This window comes from Rathayibacter sp. AY1D5, from assembly GCF_002932515.1.
Classification (GTDB): domain Bacteria; phylum Actinomycetota; class Actinomycetes; order Actinomycetales; family Microbacteriaceae; genus Rathayibacter.
Genome location: NZ_PSVU01000047.1, coordinates 11,689 through 29,007, shown reverse-complemented (window position 1 = coordinate 29,007; position 17,319 = coordinate 11,689). Strand labels below are relative to the sequence as shown.

Genomic DNA, 17,319 nt, shown 5'->3' with positions numbered 1-17,319 from the left:
GGTCCAGTACCTGTCCCCGGAGCAGGCGAGCGGCCAGCCCGCCTCCCCCGCCACCGACATCTACTCGCTGGGCATCGTCGCGTACGAGTGCCTGGCCGGTCGCCGTCAGCGGGACCTGGTCGGCGATGCGCGCGATGCCGAAGTCGGTGATCTTGACGCGGCCGTCCGGCGTGATGAGCAGGTTGCCCGGCTTCACGTCGCGGTGCACGAGGCCCGCGGCGTGCGCGGCGTGCAGGGCGAGCGCGGTCTGCGCGATGATGTCGAGGACCTTGTCGGTCGAGAGGACGCGCTCGCGCTCGAGGACGGTCGAGAGCGCCTCGCCGGGGACGAGCTCCATGACCAGGTAGGCGGAGCCGTCCTCCTCGCCGTAGTCGTAGACGTTGGCGATGCCCTCGTGGTTGACCAGCGCCGCGTGGCGGGCCTCGGCGCGGAAGCGCTCGAGGAAGCCGGGGTCGCCGAGGTACTCGTCCTTCAGGATCTTGATCGCGATGGTGCGGCCGATGACGAGATCGGTCGCCTGCCACACCTCTCCCATGCCGCCGATGGCGATCCGGGACTGCAGCTCGTAGCGTCCCCCGAAGGTGAGGCCTGTCGTGGGTCTCATTTGTTCAGCACCGCCTCTAGTACCTGTTGTCCGATGGGTGCGGCGATCAGGTTGCCGTACCCGGTCTGGCCGAGCCCTCCACCGTTCTCCACGAGCACGGTGATGGCGTACTGCGGGTCGTCCGCAGGCGCGAAGCCGGTGAACCAGAGGGTGTACGGGTCGTCCCCGCCGTTCTCGGCGGTACCGGTCTTACCGGCCACAGTGACGCCCCCTATTGTTGCATTCGTCGCCGCGCCGCCCTGGACGCTGGCGACCATCATCGCCTTGACGGCGTCCGCGGTCTGCGTGCTCACCGCCCGGCCGAGCGACTTCTCCTGGAACTGCTGCAGCACGCTGAGGTCCTGCGAGCGGATCGAGTCGACCAGGTTCGGCTGCATCACCTCGCCGCCGTTCGCGATCGCCGCGGAGACCATGGCGATCTGCAGCGGCGTCGCGCGCACCTCGTACTGCCCGAAGGCGGTGAGGGCCGTCTGGGCGTCGTCCGTCTTCGTCGGGTAGGTGCTCGCCTCGACCGACATCGGGATCTCGAGCTCGGTGTCGAAGCCGAACTTCTCGGCCTGGGAGCGGATCGCGTCCGCTCCCAGCTGCACGCCCATCTCGGCCATCGGGACGTTGCAGGAGAGCGAGACGGCGGTGGCCAGCGTGACCGTCTCTCCGGAGCCGCAGAGACCGCCTCCGGAGTTGATCACCTGCGACGAGGAGCCGGGCAGCGTGTACGACTCGACGTTGGGGAAGCTCGAGTCGGCCGTGAAGCGGCCGGACTCGAGGGCGGCCGAGGCCACGACGAGCTTGAAGACGGAGCCGGGCGGGTTGAGCGAGCCGCCGATCGCCCGGTTCACGAGGGGCTCGGAGGAGTCGTCGTTCAGCGCCCGGTAGGCGGCGAGGACGTCGTCGGTGTCGTGGGAGGCCAGCGCGGTGGGATCGAAGGTGGGCTTCGAGACCATCGCGAGGATGCGTCCGGTCGCCGGCTCCGTCACGACGACGGCCCCCGTGTAGTCGCCGAGCGCGTCGAAGGCGGCCTGCTGGGCGACCGGGTCGATCGAGAGCTCGACCGACGCTCCCTTCGGGTCCTGGCCCGTGACGAGGTTGTTGATCTCGTCGAAGAACTGCGAGTTCGAGGTGCCCGAGAGGTAGTCGTTGAGCGTGCGCTCGATGCCGGTGGTGCCCTGGTTCAGAGTGAAGTAGCCGGTCACGGCGGAGTAGAGCGGGCCGTTCGCGTACTGCCGCTGGAACTTGTAGAGGTCGTCCGACGGCGTCGAGGAGGCGATCGGCTGACCGCCGGCGAGGATCGCACCGCGCTCGGTCGAGAAGCTCTCGTAGAGGGTCCGCGTGTTGCGGCCGTCCTCGTCGAGGGAGTCGGCCTGGATCACCTGGATGGTGGTGGTGGAGAGGAAGAGGGCCACGAACATCGTCAGCACGACGAGGCTCACCCGTTTGAGTTCTCGGTTCATCGACGGATCACACCACCAGACGAGGCTGACTGCGGACTGTGTCGGACAGGCGCAGCAGCACCGCCACGATCATCCAGTTCGCCACGAGGGAGGAGCCGCCGGCGGCGAGGAACGGCGTGGTCAGGCCGGTCAGCGGGATGACGCGGGTGACGCCTCCGATGACGATGAAGCACTGCAGGGCGATCACGAACGAGAGGCCGACTCCCAGGAGGCGCCCGAAGTCGTCCTGCCCGGCGAAGCCGATGCGGAACCCGCGCGAGACCAGCAGGAGGTAGAGGCCGAAGATCGCGAAGAGCCCGGCGAGGCCCAGCTCCTCGCCGAGGCTGGCGATGATGTAGTCGGACTGCGGGACCGGCGTGAGATCCGGCATCCCCTGGCCGAGGCCCGTGCCGAGCAGCCCGCCGTGCGCGAGGCCGAAGAGGCCCTGAACGAGCTGGTAGCTGCCGCCCGGATCCGCCCCGTAGCGCTCGGCGCTGAAGGGCTCGAGCCAGTTGGCGAAGCGGTTGCCCACGTAGTCGAGCGTCTGGCTCGCCAGCAGCGCGCCGCCGAGGAACAGGCCGACGCCGATGAGGACCCAGCTGGTGCGGCCGGTCGCGACGTAGAGCATGACCAGGAACAGGCCGAAGTAGAGCAGAGCCGTCCCCAGGTCGCGCTGGAAGACGATGACGCCCATCGTGACCGCCCAGACCACCAGGATCGGGCCGAGGTCGCGCAGGCGCGGGAAGCGCATCCCGAGGACGGTGCGGCCCACCATCGAGAGGGAGTCGCGGTTGCGCACGAGGTAGCCGGCGAAGAAGACCGCGAGGGCGATCTTGGCGATCTCGCCGGGCTGGAAGCTCGCCACGTCGCCGATCCCGATCCAGACGCGCGCGCCGCTGACCTCGCGGCCGATGAAGGGCAGGAGCGGCAGCAGGAGCAGCACGATCGCCGCGAACCCGGCGACGTAGGTGTAGCGGAACAGCACGCGGTGGTTGCGGATGACCAGCAGCACCACGATCGCCGCCACGACGGCCAGGGCGCTCCAGAAGATCTGCCGCACCGCCACCGACTCCCAGCCGGTCGCGCCGTCGGCGATGTCGATCCGGTAGATCTCGGCGACGCCCAGGCCGTTCAGCACGGTGGCGATCGGGAGGAGGAAGGGGTCGGCCGCCGGGGCCGCGAAGCGCAGCACGACGTGCACGGCGAGCACGAGCGCCGAGAGGCCGGCGCCCAGCGAGACCAGCGTGGTGTCGATCGAGCCGAGGGCGCCGAGCTGCACGAGCACGATCGCGCCGGCGTCGATCAGGCATGCGCCGATCAGGAGCAGGAGCTCGAGATTGCGCAGCTTCTGGCGGAAGAAGCCCTGCCGCTCGGGGGCGGGGCGGGCGGTGGCCGTGGCGGCGTCCGTCATGGTGCTCCGTTCGCGTCCGTGAGGCGCTCGACGATGTCGACCGCGCCGGCGTAGGAGTCGGCGCTGATCGTCTGCTCCAGCTGCTCGACGTCGTAGGCGCGGAGGGAGTCGAGCGGGATGCCCGTGTCCTCCTTCACCTCCGAGAGCGAGAGCGGGCCGACCGACTGCTGGACGCCCTGGTAGATGATCACGGTGTCCCCGTCGGTGCCGACGTAGAAGCGCGACTGCGTCCAGTCGTAGGCGAAGAGGATCCCGAGGAATCCGATGATGAGCACCAGGGACAGGCCGACGAGCCAGGTGATGCGGCGGCGCAGGTGCCGACGGCGGTCCTCCTCGATCAGCTCGTCGAGGTAGTCCTCGGACGCGGGCTCGAAGTGGGTGGGGCCCTGCGCGGCGGGAGCGCGGGTGTGCAGGCGGAGGCCGGGGATCCGGACGCGGTTCTGCGAGTCGTCGGTGCTGAAGGGCGTGGGCGCGGCGGCCGATCCGACGACCACCGGCTCCTCCACGGGGGCGAGGATGCGCGCGGTGTCGCCCGCCCCGGGGATGTCGAGGACGACGACGGTGACGTTGTCCGGGGCGCCGTGCGAGAGGCTGTCGCGGATCAGGCGGTCGGCCACCTGCTGCGCGGTCTCGTCGCGGCTGAGCTCCTTGAGGATCTCGTCGTGCGGGACGACGCCGGAGAGGCCGTCGGAGCAGATCAGCCAGCGGTCGTGCGGCTCGGTCTCGAGCGTGAGCGTGTCGATCTCGGGGTTGGTGTGCACATCGCCGAGGACCCGCATCAGGACGGAGCGGCGCGGGTGCGTCATCGCCTCCTCCTCCGTGATGCGGCCGGAGTCGACGAGGCGCTGCACGAAGGTGTGGTCCGTCGTGACCTGCTCGAGCCGGCCGTCGCGGAGGACGTAGATGCGGGAGTCGCCGATGTGCGCGATCGCCACCGACTCGCCGACGCGGGCGATCGCGCTGACGGTGGTGCCCATGCCGGTGAGCTCGGGGTGGTCGACGACGGCGTCTGCCAGCAGGGTGTTGGCCGCCAGCAGGGTGCGCTTGAGCTCGTCCTCGGCCTCGTAGGTGGAGGCGTAGACGCGGTCCGCCTCCGCGATGCGCTTGATCGCGATGGAGGAGGCGACGTCGCCGCCCGCGTGGCCGCCCATGCCGTCGGCGACGACGAAGAGCTGCCGGCCCGCGTAGCCGGAGTCCTGGTTGTTGGAGCGGATCCTGCCGACGTGCGAGACGGCGGCGCTCTCGCGCACCGCGCCGTGGCCGGAGCCGCTCTCCGGAGTGGGGGCCACGCGCTACGACCGTCGCAGTTCGAAGGTGGTGGTGCCGACCTTCACGGGCGTGTCCAGCGGCACCTTGGTGGGCGCGCCGACGCGGCGGCCGTCGAGGAAGGTGCCGTTGGTGGAGTCGAGGTCCTGGATCATCCACTCGTCGTTCCAGAGGAGAAGGCGCGCGTGGTGGGTCGAGGTGTAGTCGTCGCGGATGACCAGCGTCGACTCCGCGGAGCGGCCGATCGTCAGCGGGTCGCCGGTCAGCTCGAGTTCGGTGCCCCGCTTGGGGCCCGAGGTGATCACGAGGCGCTGCGCCGTGTGGACCGTGGCGGCGCCTCCCTGCTCGGCGCGCTCGGCGGCGGCCTCGCGGCTCCTCCGGGCCGAGGGGGCCGACGGGGAGGCGGGCTGCGCGGGCGCGGGAGCCGGGGCGGCCGCAGCGACCACGGGCTGGGCCGCCGTCACGAACGGGGCCTCGGGGGACGCGGCCTGCGCGCCGGGCGGCAGCTTGCGCACGCGCTGCCCGAACAGGTCGGAGCGCAGCGCGTAGACGATGCCGAACACGAAGAACCACAGCAGCGCGAGGAACGCGATGCGCAGGAGGAAGAGAGTGAGCTCGCTCATAGCCGGTCGTCCCAGAATCCCTCGGAGCCGCGTCCGGCTGCCCTGCCGGACGACGGGCGGTCGGTGCGTGCGGGCGCGGAGCCCTGCACGACGCGGTAGACGATCGAGGTGCGCCCGATCGTGATGGTCTGCTCGGGGGCCAGGGGCGCCTGCGTGACGGGCCGGCCGTCGAGCTTGGAGCCGTTCGTGGACCCGAGGTCGTGCACCTGGGCGCGGGAGCCGTCCCAGAGGATCTCGACGTGCTTGCGGGACGTGCCCGAGTCGTCGACGGTGATGTCGGCGTCGCTGCCGCGGCCGATGACGGTGCGCGCCTTCGTGATCGGGTGGCGCCGGCCGTCGATGTCGAGGACGGGCGTGTAGGCGACGGTGCCCTTCACGCTGCGGGAGTCGACCTCGACCATGCCGTCGCTGAGCGCCGGATCGACGGCGAGGGAGATGTCGATCGGGCCGGGGAAGCGGAAGCCCTGCTTGGTGGCGTGCTCGGTGGCGACCGTGGTGAGCTCGTCGATCAGCGTGGCGCCGAGGCGCTGCATCCGGTCGAGGTCGGTCGCGGACATCCGCAGGACCAGGCTGTTGGGGACGAGGATGCGGTCGCGGCTGACCACGGCGGCGGAGGTGTCGAGCTCCCGGCGGAGGGCGGAGGCGAGCTCGACCGGCTGCAGACCCGACTTGAAGGTCCGCGCGAACGCGCCGTTGACGACGCGCTCGAGTCCCTTCTCGAAGTTGTCCAGTATGCCCACAGTCTTCCGATCTTCCGGTTCTTCGCCTTCTCGGCGGTCGCGCACGGATCGAGATGTCTGCGCGCCCGTCGCCGCTTCCTCTTCTTGGTCTGCGCCGCGCACGGCTACGGGCATGTTACTGGGATGGTCTGGATGCGCGATCCTCCGCGGTGGTTTCGCGGCCGGAGTGCCGTGTGCGCGCTCTCACCGGCACGGCCCGGTGGCGGCTCCCGGGGGAGCTCCGGCCCGGGGCGGCGGGTGCCGGTTCGGCTCCGGGGCCGGGGGATGCTACGATTTCTCGTCGGCGCTTCGGTGCCGCTGGTGAGCGCGAGTGGCGGAATAGGCAGACGCGCACGGTTCAGGTCCGTGTGCCCGAAAGGGCGTGGGGGTTCAACTCCCCCCTCGCGCACCAGAGTTCATGAGAACCGGAGTTCGAGAGAACCGGGTTCGAGAGAGCCAGGCGAGAAGCCCCCGATCGGATGTCCGGTCGGGGGCTTCTCCCGTTCCCGGGTGCGGTGCGCTCCGGGGCGGGCTCCTGTCGTGTCGTTCTCGCGGACGGCGTCCCGCGGAGGCGCGGTGTTCACCGGGAGGTCGGCGGGAGGTCGTCCGGCGCGGGCACGCTTGCGGAGTGATCGCCCTCCGTGCCGACGTGTCCGCCCTCGATCCGCGGGCGCTGCCCGAGCTGCTCCGACGCCTCCGTCGGCACCGGAGCGTGCAGGTGGGGGAGTGCCAGTGGATCACGGTGCTGCCCGGATCGGGCCCGGTGCTGCTGACGGCGGGCGACCGGCTCGTGCTCGACCTGCTGATCGAGCGGCGCGCGCTGCTCCCCGTGGTGATCGACGCGCTCGAGGCGGAGCTGCGCAGCGGCGGCTTCCGCGAGCGGATCGCGCTGCGCTGGAGCACGCCGGACACGGTGCCCGTGCCGCTGCGCTGACGAGCCGCGGTCAGCGGCGGGTGAGCTCCACGACCGGGATGATGCGGGTGGTGCGCTTCTCGTAGTCGAGGAAGCCGGCGGAGGCGGTGGTGAAGCGGGCCCAGCCGGCGTCGCGCTCCTCCCCGGCGAGGACGCGCGCCCGGACGTCGACGGTGCCGTCGTCGGGGGTCTCGATCGCCAGGTCCGGGTGGGCGATCATGTTGTGGAACCAGGCGGGGTGCTTCGGCGCACCGGCGGCGGACGCGGCGAGCAGCCAGACGTCCTCGGAGGGGTGCAGCGCCATCAGCGGGGTCACGCGCTCCTCGCCGGAGCGGGCGCCGCGGTGGTGCACCAGCACGAGGCTCCTCCCGAAGCCGCCCGTGGTCACGGTCCCGCCGTTCGCGCGGAACTCCTCGATGATCGTGTCGTTCCAGTCGGCCATGCTCGTCCTCCTCGGCGCGGTGCCGGCACTCGAGTGCCGGGGTCAGGCGCGGGCGCCCAGAGCGTCCTCGCGGCTGCTGCTCCCACCCGGCGGCTGTGCGCCCCCGGTAACGGCGGCGGGATCCGCCAGCGCCCGCCGCCAGGGTAGCTCCGCGGCGCCGACGAGTTCCAGCCTCGAGCGCAGGGCCGCGCGCTCGATCCGCACGCCGCGCGCGAGGTCGCTCAGGGCGCGGGCCGAGACGCGGGCGGCGAGGCGCTCGCGGTCGACGGTGAGCAGCGAGCCGAGGAAGCCGCCGAGCACGACCGCGGTGGGGTTGAAGAGGTTGATGTAGGTGGACAGGCCCTCCGAGAGCAGGTCGACCTGGCGGGCGACCTCGCCGAGAACGGCGGGGTCGCGGGAGGTGCCCAGGGCGATGTCGAGCTCGTCCTGGTCGAGGACGCGGGCGCCGAGGACGTCGAGGAGGGAGCGCATCCGGACCTCGGCCTCCAGGCAGCCGCGCCGGCCGCAGCCGCAGAGGCGGCCGTTCGTGGCGACGAGGGTGTGGCCCAGCTCGGCCGCGAACCCCGAGGAGCCCTGGAGCGGGACGCCGCCGATGATGACTCCTCCGCCGATGCCGCCCGCGCCGCCGGTGACGTAGACGACGTCGGCCACGCCGTGCGCGGCTCCGAAGAGGGACTCGCCGATGGCGCCGAGGGTCGCGTCGTTGCCGACGGCGACCGGGAGGTCGAGGGCGCGGCTCAGCTGAGTGGCGAGGTCGACGTCGCGCCAGCCCAGGTGCGGGGCGCGGTGGACGAAGCCGGAGTCGGCCTGGACGAGGCCGGGGACGGCGACGCCCGCGCCGACCAGCGTGCGCAGCGACTCCCGTTCGGAGCGGAAGCCCTCGACGATCCCGGTGACGACGCGGACCACCGTGGCGGGGCTCGCGGGCTTGGGGGTGTCGAAGCGGACGCGGCGGAGCAGCTCGCCGTGCAGCCCGACGAGGCCGACGATGATCGCGTCGGTGTCGAGGTGGACGCCCACGGCCGCGAACCGGTCGCCGGGGACGACGGTGGCGCTGGGGCGGCCGATGCGGCCGTCGGGCGCGGTGGTCTCCTCCGCCACCCAGCCGAGCTCGCTCAGCTCGCCGACGAGGTTCGCGACGGCGGAGCGGTTCAGCCCGGTGAGGCGGCCGAGCTCGGCGCGGCTGGTGGGACCGGAGCGGTGCACCAGGGTCGCGAGGCTCGCGAGGTTCGTGCGGCGCAGCAGCGCGTTGCTGGAGGCTCCGACTGCTCCTGCCATGATCGCCTGCCTGTCGCTGGACCCCGACGGGTCTCGGATGCACTCGGGCGCGGCTCCCCCGAGGAGAAGCCGCGCCCGAGAACTGTAGAAGAGAAGGACGAGGAGCGCCGCTGGGCGGCGCCCGGCGTTCGTCTAGCGGCCGCCGGCGCGGCGCTTGTTGAAGATGTCGAACGCCACCGCGAGCAGGAGCACGAAGCCCTTGATCGCCATCTGCCAGGCCGCGTCGACCGAGAGGATGGAGAGGCCCATGTTGAGCACGCCCATCACGAGTCCGCCGATGACGGCTCCGACGACGGTGCCCACGCCTCCCTGGACGGCGGCGCCGCCGATGAAGACCGCGGCGATCGCGTCCAGCTCGTAGTTCTGTCCGGCCGAGGCGACCGCACCGCCGGCGCGGGCGGTGCTGACGATGCCCGCGACTCCGGCCAGTGCGCCCATGTTGACGAAGATGAAGAAGTTGACCCACTTCGTCTTGACGCCGGACATCATCGCGGCGAACAGGTTGCCGCCCATCGCGTAGATGTGGCGGCCGAAGACCGTCCGGCCGAGCACGAAGCTGTAGGCGAGGATCAGCACGGCGAGCACGATCAGGATGATCGGGGTTCCGCTGTAGCCGGCGAGCAGCCAGGAGAGGGCCATGATCGCGATGACGGCGATGGCCGACTTCGCGACCAGCGAGCCGATGGGCTCGCGGGGCAGCTCGAGACGGCGGAGGGTCGCGCGGCTGCGGAGCTGCTGGGCCACGAGGACGACGCAGACGATCAGGCCGAGGACCAGGGTGAGCGCGTCGCGGCCGGCGATGCCGCCGAGGACGCCCGGCAGCCAGCCGGCGCCGATCGCGGTGAACTCGGTGGGGAGGCCGTTGATCGTTCCGCCGGTGAGGAGGACGAGGGTGAAGCCGCGGAAGATCAGCATGCCCGCGAGGGTCACGATGAACGCCGGTATGCCGACGAAGGCGACCCAGAAGCCCTGCCATGCTCCGACGGCGGCGCCGGTGACGAGGGCGACGACGACGGCCGCCCACCAGGGCAGGCCCCAGTTGTTCATCGCGATCGCCGAGATGGCGCCGACCATCGCCACGACCGAGCCGACCGAGAGGTCGATGTGGCCGGCGATGATGACCATCACCATGCCGATCGCGAGGATCAGCACGTAGGCGTTCTGCTGGATCAGGTTGTTGACGTTGCCGGGCAGGAGCAGGCGCCCGCCGGTCAGCACCTGGAAGAGCAGGATGATGATGGCCAGCGCGGCGAGGATGCCGTACTGCCGGAGGTTGATGTTCAGCCGGCGCGAGCGCTTGGGCGGGGTGGAGGGCGTGTTGGCGGGCGTGTCCGCCGGCGCTGTGGTGGTCGTGGCGCTCATCGGGCCTGTTCCTTTCCGGCGGTCATGTAGTGCATGAGGTGCTCCTGGGTGGCGTCGGCGCGATCGATCTCGCCCGTGATCCGTCCCTCGGAGATGGTGTAGATGCGGTCGGCGAGGCCGATCAGCTCGGGCAGCTCGGACGAGATGACGACGACCGCCTTGCCCTGGGCCGCGAGCTCGTTGATGATCCCGTAGATCTCGTACTTGGCTCCCACGTCGATGCCGCGGGTGGGCTCGTCGAGGATCAGCACGTCGGGACCGGAGAAGATCCACTTCGAGAGGACGACCTTCTGCTGGTTGCCGCCGGAGAGCTTCCCCGTGACGGCCGAGACGGTCGGCGCCTTGATGTTCATCTTCGATCGGTACGAGTCGGCGACCTTGTACTCGCGGTGCTTGTCGATCACGCCGAGCCGGGCCAGGCGCGAGAGCGCGGCGGCCGAGACGTTGACGGTGATGTCGCCGATGAGGTTGAGCCCGTAGCGCTTGCGGTCCTCGGTCGCGTAGGCGAGGCCGTTGCGGATCGCCTCGTCGACGGTGCGGGTCTGGATCTCCTCGCCGTCCTTGTAGACGCGGCCGGAGATGCCGGTGCCGTAGCTCCTCCCGAAGATGCTCATCGCGAGCTCGGTGCGTCCGGCACCCATCAGGCCCGCGAAGCCGACGATCTCGCCGGCGCGGACGGTGAAGGAGGCGTCGTCGACGACCACGCGGTTGATGTCGACCGGGTGGTGGACCGTCCAGTTCTCGACGCGCAGCTTCTCCTCGCCGATCTGCGGGTCGCGCGGCGGGAACATGCTGTTGAGGTCGCGGCCGACCATCGCGCGGATGATCCGGCTCTCGGACGCCTCCTCGCCGGCCATCGGGAAGCTCTCGATGGTGCGGCCGTCGCGGATGATCGTGACGGTGTCCGCGATGGCGCGGATCTCCTTCAGCTTGTGGCTGATGATGATGCAGGTGATGCCCTGCTTGCGGAGCTGGTCGATCAGGCCGAGCAGGTGGTCGCTGTCCTCGTCGTTGAGGGCGGCGGTGGGCTCGTCGAGGATGAGGAGCTTCACCTCCTTGGCGAGGGCCTTGGCGATCTCGACGAGCTGCTGCTTGCCGACGCCGAGCTCGAGGATCTTGGTCGCGGGGCTCTCGGCGAGGCCGACGCGGGCGAGCAGCTTGGCCGCCTCCGCGTTGGTCGCGTTCCAGTTGATGACGCCGCGGGTCGACTTCTCGTTGCCGAGGAAGATGTTCTCGGCGATGGAGAGGTAGGGGCTGAGGGCGAGCTCCTGGTGGATGATCACGATGCCGTCGGCCTCGCTGTCGTTGATCGACCGGTACTGCGCCTCCTCGCCCTCGAACTCGATGGTGCCCTCGAAGCTGCCGTACGGGTACACGCCGGAGAGGACTTTCATCAGGGTCGACTTGCCGGCGCCGTTCTCGCCGCAGATGGCGTGGACCTCGCCGGGCTGGACCGAGAGCGAGACGCCGTCGAGGGCGCGGACGCCGCCGCCGAACTCCTTGACGATGTCGCGCATGATGAGGATGGGACTGGCCAACAGGGCCTCACTTCGTTGGGGGGGAGTGGTGTGCGGACGGGGAGGCGGGGGCGGGGAGGATCGCTCCTCCCCGCCCCCGCCCGACGGATCAGAGTCCGACGTCGCCGGCCTTGAGGAAGCCGGAGTCGACGAGGACCGACTGCACGTCGTCCTTCGTGACGACCTGCGGCTCCAGCAGGTAGGACGGGACGACCTTCTCGCCGTTGTCGTAGGTCTCGGTGTCGTTGACCTCGGGCTCCTCGCCCGCGACGATCGACTGCACCATCTGGAAGACGCGGTCCCCGAGGGTGCGGGTGTCCTTCCAGACCGTCATGGACTGCTCGTCGGCGAGGATCGCCTTGACGTTGGCCTTGTCGGCGTCCTGGCCGGTGATGACCGGGTAGTCGGCGCCGGGGGTGTAGCCGGCCGACTTCAGCGAGGCCTCGATGCCGATGGCCAGGCTGTCGTTGGGGGAGAGCACGACGTCGACCTTCTGGCCGCCGGTGTAGAAGGAGGAGAGGCGGTTGTCCATCTCGGACTGCGCCTTGTCGGAGGCCCAGCCCTGGATGCCGATCGAGGCCCAGTCGTCGTCCGACGCGGGCGACTTGCCCGAGGGGACGGTGAGCTTGCCGCTCTCGATGTAGGGCTGCAGGACGTCCCACGCGCCGGAGAAGAAGAACTTCGCGTTGTTGTCGTCGGGGCTGCCGGCGAAGGGCTCGAGGGTGAAGGGACCCGCGGCGTTCTTCAGGTCGAGGGTCGACTCGATGTACTGGCCCTGGAGCTGGCCGACCTTGTAGTTGTCGAAGGTCGCGTAGTAGTCGACGTCCGCGGTGCCGTTGATGAGACGGTCGTAGGCGATGACGGTGGCGTTCTGCTTCTTCGCCTCGGCGAGGACGGGCGCGAGCGCCTCGCCGTCGATCGCGGCGATGACCAGGATCTTGGAGCCGCCGGCGATCTGGTTCTGGATCTGCGAGATCTGCTGATCGGTCTTGTTGTCGGCGTACTGGAGGTCGACGGTGCAGCCGTCGCCCTCGAGCTGCGACTGGAGGCCTTCGCCGTCGTTGATCCAGCGCTCGAGGCTGCGCGTGGGCATCGAGATGCCGACGGTGCAGTCGCCTTCCGCGCCGGCGCCGGCAGCGGCGCCTCCGGAGTTGGCGGGGCTCGCGGAACAGGCCGCGAGGCCGAGGGAGATGATGCCGGCGGCGGCCAGCGTGGTGATGCCGCGGGAGAACTTCATGGAGTGCATTCCTCTCTGAAAGCAGTGTCCGAGGGAGAGGACGACAAGAGGCGTGCACGTGTGGCGCACGTCGTCGTGTCGTCGCCCGGGAGGGCGGGAGAGCCCCGAGGGGCTTTGTCCACGGAGAGAACATATTCCTTCGATCGGGGGGAGTAAAGCGCGGGCGGCGAATTTGTCCAGGCGATGCCGAAATGTGATCTTCGGGACGTCGACCCCCGCCGTTGCTGGGGGAGAACGCTCTCACCGCTCGGCTCCCGCCCGGCTCGCGCTCCTCCGCCGGGCGCCCGCCGCCGTCCGCGTGAGGGAAACGCGAGGACTCCGGGCCGGGCCGTAGGGGAACCGTGAGGACCGCTCCGAGGGGCCCCCGCGAGGTGTTGCATCGCTTCCTGTGCCGCTTCCCGGCAGGCGTCCGGTCCCGGGCGTCGTCCGCTCCCCGGATGGAGTCCTCCGTGCTCGACCTCGCCTACCTCCTCGGCGTGCTCGCCCTCTTCTCGCTCATCGCTCTCGCCGCGAAGGGGGTCGAGCGGCTGGGCGGACCGCCCCCCTCGGCGACCCGCGGGACCCGCGAGAAGGAGGCGGGCCGGTGATCGTCTTCGACGCCCTCGCGGCCGTGCTGGCGCTCGCCGCCGTCGTCTACCTCGTCGCGGCCCTGATCCGACCGGAGCGCTTCTGATGGATCCGCTCCTCGCCGTCCTCCAGGTCGCGACCGTCGGCCTGGCCGTCGCCCTCCTCCACCGCCCCCTCGGCGACCACATGTTCCGCGTCTACACCTCGACGCGCGACCTCGCCCTCGAGCGCGGCGTCTACCGCCTCATCGGCGTCGACTCCGCGGGCGAGCAGAGCTGGCGCGCCTACCTCCGGGCCGTGCTGGCCTTCTCTCTCGTCGGCGTGCTCCTGCTCTACGGGATGCAGCGCCTCCAGGCGGTCCTGCCCGGCTCCCTCGGCCTGCCCGCGGTGCCGGAGGGGCTGGCGTTCAACACCGCCGTCTCGTTCGTCACCAACACCAACTGGCAGTCCTACTCCCCGGAGGCGACCCTCGGCTTCGCGGTGCAGCTCGGCGGCCTCGCCGTGCAGAACTTCGTCTCGGCGGCCGTGGGCCTGGCCGTGGCGGTGGCGCTGATCCGCGGATTCGCGCGCCGCTCCTCCGGAACGCTCGGCAACTTCTGGGTCGACCTCGTGCGCGGCACGCTGCGCCTCCTGCTGCCCCTCGCGGTGGTGGCGGCGGTCGTGATGATCGCGGGCGGCGTGATCCAGAACCTGAACGGCCCGCTGACGGTGACCACGCTCACCGGCGGCGAGCAGAGCATCCCGGGCGGCGCGGTGGCCTCGCAGGAGGCGATCAAGCTGCTCGGCACCAACGGCGGCGGCTACTTCAACGCCAACTCCGCGCACCCGTTCGAGAACCCCTCGGCGTGGGTGTCGCTGCTGCAGATCGTGCTGATCCTCGCGATCCCGTTCTCGCTGCCGCGCACCTTCGGCCGGATGGTCGGCGACGTGCGGCAGGGGCGCGCGATCCTCGCGGCGATGGCGACGATCTTCGTCGTGTCGCTCGCGGCCCTCACCGCGCTGGAGGCGGCGGGCGGCGGATCCGCGGCGCAGGCCGCCGGAGCCGCGATGGAGGGCAAGGAGACGCGCTTCGGCATCGCCGGCTCCGCCCTCTACGCGACCGCCTCGACGCTCACCTCGACCGGCGCCGTCAACGCGATGCACGACTCCTTCACCGCGCTCGGCGGCATGCTGCCGATGCTCAACATGATGCTCGGCGAGGTCGCCCCCGGCGGCGTCGGCTCGGGCCTCTACGGGATGCTCGTGCTCGCGGTGCTGGCCGTGTTCGTCGGCGGGCTGCTGGTCGGCCGGACGCCCGAGTACCTGGGAAAGAAGCTCGGCCCGCGCGAGATCAAGCTCGCGAGCCTCTACATCCTCGTGACGCCGACGCTCGTGCTGGCCGGCACGGCCCTGAGCTTCGCGATCCCGGCGGTGCGGGAGGACGTGGAGAGCACGTCGATCCTGAACCCCGGGCTGCACGGGCTCTCGGAGGTGCTCTACGCCTTCACCTCCGCGTCCAACAACAACGGCTCGGCGTTCGCGGGGCTGACGGCGAACACGCCCTGGCTCAACACGGCGCTCGGCGTCGCGATGCTCCTCGGCCGCTTCCTCCCGATCCTGCTGGTGCTCGCCCTGGCCGGCTCGCTCGCGGCGCAGTCGCCGGTGCCCTCCAGCGCCGGCACGCTGCCCACCCATCGGCCGCAGTTCGTCGGCCTCCTCGTGGGCGTCACGGTCGTCGTGACCGCGCTCACCTACTTCCCCGTACTCGCGCTGGGCCCCCTGGCGGAAGGACTGCGACTCCGATGACCACTGCACTCACCGAGGCCCCCGCGGAACCCGCGCGCCCCACCCGCGCCGCCCTCGGGCCGCGCCAGCTCGCCGCCGCCCTCCCCGGAGCGCTGCGCAAGCTCGATCCGCGCCTGATGTGGCGCAACCCCGTGATGTTCATCGTCGAGGTCGGCGCCGTGCTGACCACGGTGCTGGCGATCGCCGAGCCGTTCCTCGGGGGGCCGGAGGAGTCGGGCGGATCGACGGTGCCCGGCACCTTCACGGGCGGCATCGCGATCTGGCTCTGGCTCACCGTGGTGTTCGCGAACCTCGCGGAGTCGGTGGCCGAGGGCCGCGGCAAGGCGCAGGCCGAGAGCCTGCGCGCCACCCGGACCAGCACTCCGGCCCGGCGCGTGGCCGACTACGACCCTGCGGACCCCTCCGCCCTGTCGGCCCGCCTGGTCGAGGTCTCCTCGGCCGAGCTGCAGCTGGGCGACGTGGTCGTGGCGGAGGCGGGCGACCTCGTCCCCGGCGACGGCGACATCGTCTGGGGCATCGCCTCCATCGACGAGTCGGCGATCACGGGCGAATCGGCCCCGGTCGTCCGCGAGAGCGGAGGCGACCGCAGCGCGGTGACGGGCGGCACGCGAGTGCTCTCGGACCGGATCGTGGTGCGCATCACCTCCCGGCCGGGCGAGACCTTCGTCGACCGGATGATCGGCCTGGTCGAGGGCGCGTCGCGGCAGAAGACGCCGAACGAGATCGCGCTCGACATCCTCCTGGCGAGCCTCTCGATCGTGTTCGTCGTGGTCGTGCTGACCCTGAACCCGATCGCCTCGTTCGCGGGAGCCTCCGTGAGCGTCCCGGTGCTGGTCGCCCTGCTCGTCTGCCTCATCCCGACCACCATCGGCGCCCTCCTCTCGGCCATCGGCATCGCCGGCATGGACCGGCTCGTGCAGCGCAACGTGCTCGCGATGTCCGGCCGGGCGGTGGAGGCGGCGGGCGACGTCACGACGCTCCTGCTCGACAAGACGGGGACCATCACCTATGGCAACCGCCGCGCTGTGGCGTTCCTCCCCCTCGACGGAGTGGCGCAGGCCGCCCTCGTCGACGCGGCCGCCTCCTCCTCGCTCAGCGACCCGACGCCCGAGGGGAAATCGATCGTCGACCTCGCGGGAGACTCGGGCCGCCCCGCCGTCGAGCCCGCTCAGGCCGCCGTGGTGCCGTTCACCGCGCAGACCCGGATGAGCGGGCTCGACCTCCCAGACGGCTCCTCCATCCGCAAGGGCGCCGGCTCGGCCGTGCGCGCCTGGGTGGAGGAGGAGGGGCCGCTGCCGTCCGCGGTCGCGGCGCGCCTCACGGTGCTCGTCGACGGCGTCTCGGAGAGCGGCGGCACGCCCCTGGTCGTCGCGGTGAAGGACGCCCACGGCGCCCGCCTGCTCGGCGTCGTGCACCTGAAGGACGTGGTGAAGGACGGGCTCGCCGAGCGCTTCTCGGAGCTGCGCGCGATGGGCATCCGCACCGTGATGATCACGGGCGACAACCCGCTCACCGCGAAGGCGATCGCGGCGGAGGCGGGAGTCGACGACTACCTCGCCGAGGCGACCCCCGAGGACAAGCTCGCCCTGATCCGGCGCGAGCAGGAGGGCGGCGCGCTGGTCGCGATGACCGGCGACGGCACCAACGACGCCCCGGCCCTCGCGCAGGCCGACGTGGGCGTGGCGATGAACACCGGCACCTCGGCGGCGAAGGAGGCGGGCAACATGGTCGACCTCGACTCCGACCCCACCAAGCTCATCGACATCGTGCGGATCGGCAAGCAGCTGCTGATCACCCGCGGCGCGCTCACCACGTTCTCGATCGCGAACGACGTGGCGAAGTACTTCGCGATCATCCCGGCGATGTTCGCGGGGGTCTTCCCCGGGCTCGCGGTGCTGAACGTGATGCAGCTGCACTCGCCGGCCTCGGCGATCCTCTCGGCGATCGTGTTCAACGCGCTGGTGATCGTCGTGCTGATCCCGCTCGCGCTGCGGGGAGTGGCGTACCGCCCGGTCGCCGCCTCGCGCATCCTCAGCCGCAACCTCCTGGTCTACGGGCTGGGCGGAGTGATCGCTCCGTTCCTCGGGATCAAGCTCGTCGACCTGATCGTCGCTGCGATCCCCGGCTTCTGACCCGCCCGTCCCGACCACCGAAGACAGAGAGAA

The 17,319-nt window shown here is 71.1% G+C and carries 16 protein-coding genes and 1 tRNA gene; 6 read left to right on the top strand and 11 right to left on the bottom strand.

Translation table 11 applies throughout. The features are described 5' to 3' along the window. From C5C82_RS13490 to C5C82_RS13465, 6 genes are all read right to left on the bottom strand, one after another. Nucleotides 1-604, bottom strand: a 604-nt coding sequence (locus C5C82_RS13490) for a serine/threonine-protein kinase (protein ID WP_258066124.1), incomplete at its 3' end; no start/stop codon positions are given. Then, on the bottom strand, nt 601-2,055 hold the full coding sequence (locus tag C5C82_RS13485; RefSeq protein WP_104232999.1) for a penicillin-binding protein 2: 1,455 nt from the start codon (nt 2,053-2,055) through the stop codon (nt 601-603). The genes C5C82_RS13485 and C5C82_RS13490, both read right to left, overlap by 4 nt. 7 nt (nt 2,056-2,062) lie before the next feature. Further along, nucleotides 2,063-3,445 carry an FtsW/RodA/SpoVE family cell cycle protein gene (locus C5C82_RS13480; RefSeq protein WP_104225777.1) on the bottom strand — a complete coding sequence of 461 codons (1,383 nt, stop codon included), beginning with the start codon at nt 3,443-3,445 and terminating at the stop codon, nt 2,063-2,065. Next, entirely contained in the window at nt 3,442-4,734 is a 1,293-nt protein-coding gene (locus C5C82_RS13475; protein WP_258066123.1) for a Stp1/IreP family PP2C-type Ser/Thr phosphatase, read from the bottom strand. The genes C5C82_RS13480 and C5C82_RS13475 overlap by 4 nt, the downstream gene beginning before the upstream one ends. 3 nt (nt 4,735-4,737) lie before the next feature. Then, nucleotides 4,738-5,334: an FHA domain-containing protein gene (locus C5C82_RS13470; RefSeq protein ID WP_104225776.1), complete on the bottom strand. Its 597-nt coding sequence runs from the start codon at nt 5,332-5,334 to the stop codon at nt 4,738-4,740. Further along, nucleotides 5,331-6,074: a DUF3662 and FHA domain-containing protein gene (locus C5C82_RS13465; RefSeq protein ID WP_104225775.1), complete on the bottom strand. Its 744-nt coding sequence runs from the start codon at nt 6,072-6,074 to the stop codon at nt 5,331-5,333. The genes C5C82_RS13470 and C5C82_RS13465 overlap by 4 nt, the downstream gene beginning before the upstream one ends. A gap of 304 nt (nt 6,075-6,378) precedes the next feature. On the opposite strand from C5C82_RS13465, the gene C5C82_RS13460 reads away from it, so the two are divergent. After that, nucleotides 6,379-6,465, top strand: a tRNA-Leu gene (locus tag C5C82_RS13460). Nucleotides 6,466-6,681: 216 nt separating this feature from the next. Continuing rightward, nucleotides 6,682-6,987 carry a hypothetical protein gene (locus C5C82_RS13455; protein ID WP_104238015.1) on the top strand — a complete coding sequence of 102 codons (306 nt, stop codon included), beginning with the start codon at nt 6,682-6,684 and terminating at the stop codon, nt 6,985-6,987. A 10-nt stretch (nt 6,988-6,997) separates the two neighbouring features. Here C5C82_RS13455 and C5C82_RS13450 read toward each other — a convergent pair whose 3' ends face one another. From C5C82_RS13450 to chvE, 5 genes are all read right to left on the bottom strand, one after another. After that, nucleotides 6,998-7,408, bottom strand: a complete 411-nt coding sequence (locus C5C82_RS13450; protein WP_104250259.1) for a nitroreductase/quinone reductase family protein — start codon at nt 7,406-7,408, stop codon at nt 6,998-7,000. Between the two features lie 42 nt (nt 7,409-7,450). After that, nucleotides 7,451-8,686, bottom strand: a complete 1,236-nt coding sequence (locus C5C82_RS13445; RefSeq protein WP_104222655.1) for an ROK family transcriptional regulator — start codon at nt 8,684-8,686, stop codon at nt 7,451-7,453. Nucleotides 8,687-8,818: 132 nt separating this feature from the next. Further along, nucleotides 8,819-10,048: a multiple monosaccharide ABC transporter permease gene (mmsB, locus tag C5C82_RS13440; protein WP_104222654.1), complete on the bottom strand. Its 1,230-nt coding sequence runs from the start codon at nt 10,046-10,048 to the stop codon at nt 8,819-8,821. Continuing rightward, on the bottom strand, nt 10,045-11,565 hold the full coding sequence (gene mmsA / locus C5C82_RS13435; protein ID WP_104222653.1) for a multiple monosaccharide ABC transporter ATP-binding protein: 1,521 nt from the start codon (nt 11,563-11,565) through the stop codon (nt 10,045-10,047). The genes mmsB and mmsA overlap by 4 nt, the downstream gene beginning before the upstream one ends. A gap of 109 nt (nt 11,566-11,674) precedes the next feature. Then, entirely contained in the window at nt 11,675-12,802 is a 1,128-nt protein-coding gene (gene chvE, locus C5C82_RS13430) for a multiple monosaccharide ABC transporter substrate-binding protein (RefSeq protein ID WP_374952918.1), read from the bottom strand. Nucleotides 12,803-13,239: 437 nt separating this feature from the next. Between chvE and C5C82_RS17650 the strand changes: the two genes are divergently transcribed. The 4 genes from C5C82_RS17650 to kdpB are packed head-to-tail and all read left to right on the top strand — an operon-like array spanning nt 13,240 to nt 17,286. Continuing rightward, a complete protein-coding gene (locus tag C5C82_RS17650; RefSeq protein WP_167299012.1) occupies nt 13,240-13,389 on the top strand; it encodes a hypothetical protein in 150 nt (49 codons plus the stop codon). Further along, the gene (kdpF, locus tag C5C82_RS13425) at nt 13,386-13,475 is read left to right on the top strand and encodes a K(+)-transporting ATPase subunit F (protein WP_068209492.1); all 90 of its coding nucleotides are present in this window, start codon (nt 13,386-13,388) and stop codon (nt 13,473-13,475) included. Before C5C82_RS17650 ends, kdpF begins: the two co-directional genes overlap by 4 nt. Next, nucleotides 13,475-15,154 carry a potassium-transporting ATPase subunit KdpA gene (gene kdpA / locus C5C82_RS13420; RefSeq protein WP_104222651.1) on the top strand — a complete coding sequence of 560 codons (1,680 nt, stop codon included), beginning with the start codon at nt 13,475-13,477 and terminating at the stop codon, nt 15,152-15,154. The genes kdpF and kdpA overlap by 1 nt, the downstream gene beginning before the upstream one ends. Next, nucleotides 15,151-17,286, top strand: a complete 2,136-nt coding sequence (kdpB, locus tag C5C82_RS13415; RefSeq protein WP_104355219.1) for a potassium-transporting ATPase subunit KdpB — start codon at nt 15,151-15,153, stop codon at nt 17,284-17,286. Before kdpA ends, kdpB begins: the two co-directional genes overlap by 4 nt. Nucleotides 17,287-17,319 lie beyond the last annotated feature (33 nt).

Bases quoted from the DNA above. Each gene is read 5' to 3' on its own strand.
- C5C82_RS13485 (WP_104232999.1), bottom strand. From the start codon at position 2,055: ATGAACCGAGAACTCAAACGGGTGAGCCTCGTCGTGCTGACGATGTTC.
- C5C82_RS13480 (WP_104225777.1), bottom strand. From the start codon at position 3,445: ATGACGGACGCCGCCACGGCCACCGCCCGCCCCGCCCCCGAGCGGCAG.
- C5C82_RS13470 (WP_104225776.1), bottom strand. From the start codon at position 5,334: ATGAGCGAGCTCACTCTCTTCCTCCTGCGCATCGCGTTCCTCGCGCTG.
- C5C82_RS13450 (WP_104250259.1), bottom strand. From the start codon at position 7,408: ATGGCCGACTGGAACGACACGATCATCGAGGAGTTCCGCGCGAACGGC.
- C5C82_RS13445 (WP_104222655.1), bottom strand. From the start codon at position 8,686: ATGGCAGGAGCAGTCGGAGCCTCCAGCAACGCGCTGCTGCGCCGCACG.
- mmsB (WP_104222654.1), bottom strand. From the start codon at position 10,048: ATGAGCGCCACGACCACCACAGCGCCGGCGGACACGCCCGCCAACACG.
- mmsA (WP_104222653.1), bottom strand. From the start codon at position 11,565: ATGCGCGACATCGTCAAGGAGTTCGGCGGCGGCGTCCGCGCCCTCGAC.
- chvE (WP_374952918.1), bottom strand. From the start codon at position 12,802: ATGAAGTTCTCCCGCGGCATCACCACGCTGGCCGCCGCCGGCATCATC.
- C5C82_RS17650 (WP_167299012.1), top strand. From the start codon at position 13,240: ATGGAGTCCTCCGTGCTCGACCTCGCCTACCTCCTCGGCGTGCTCGCC.
- kdpA (WP_104222651.1), top strand. From the start codon at position 13,475: ATGGATCCGCTCCTCGCCGTCCTCCAGGTCGCGACCGTCGGCCTGGCC.
- kdpB (WP_104355219.1), top strand. From the start codon at position 15,151: ATGACCACTGCACTCACCGAGGCCCCCGCGGAACCCGCGCGCCCCACC.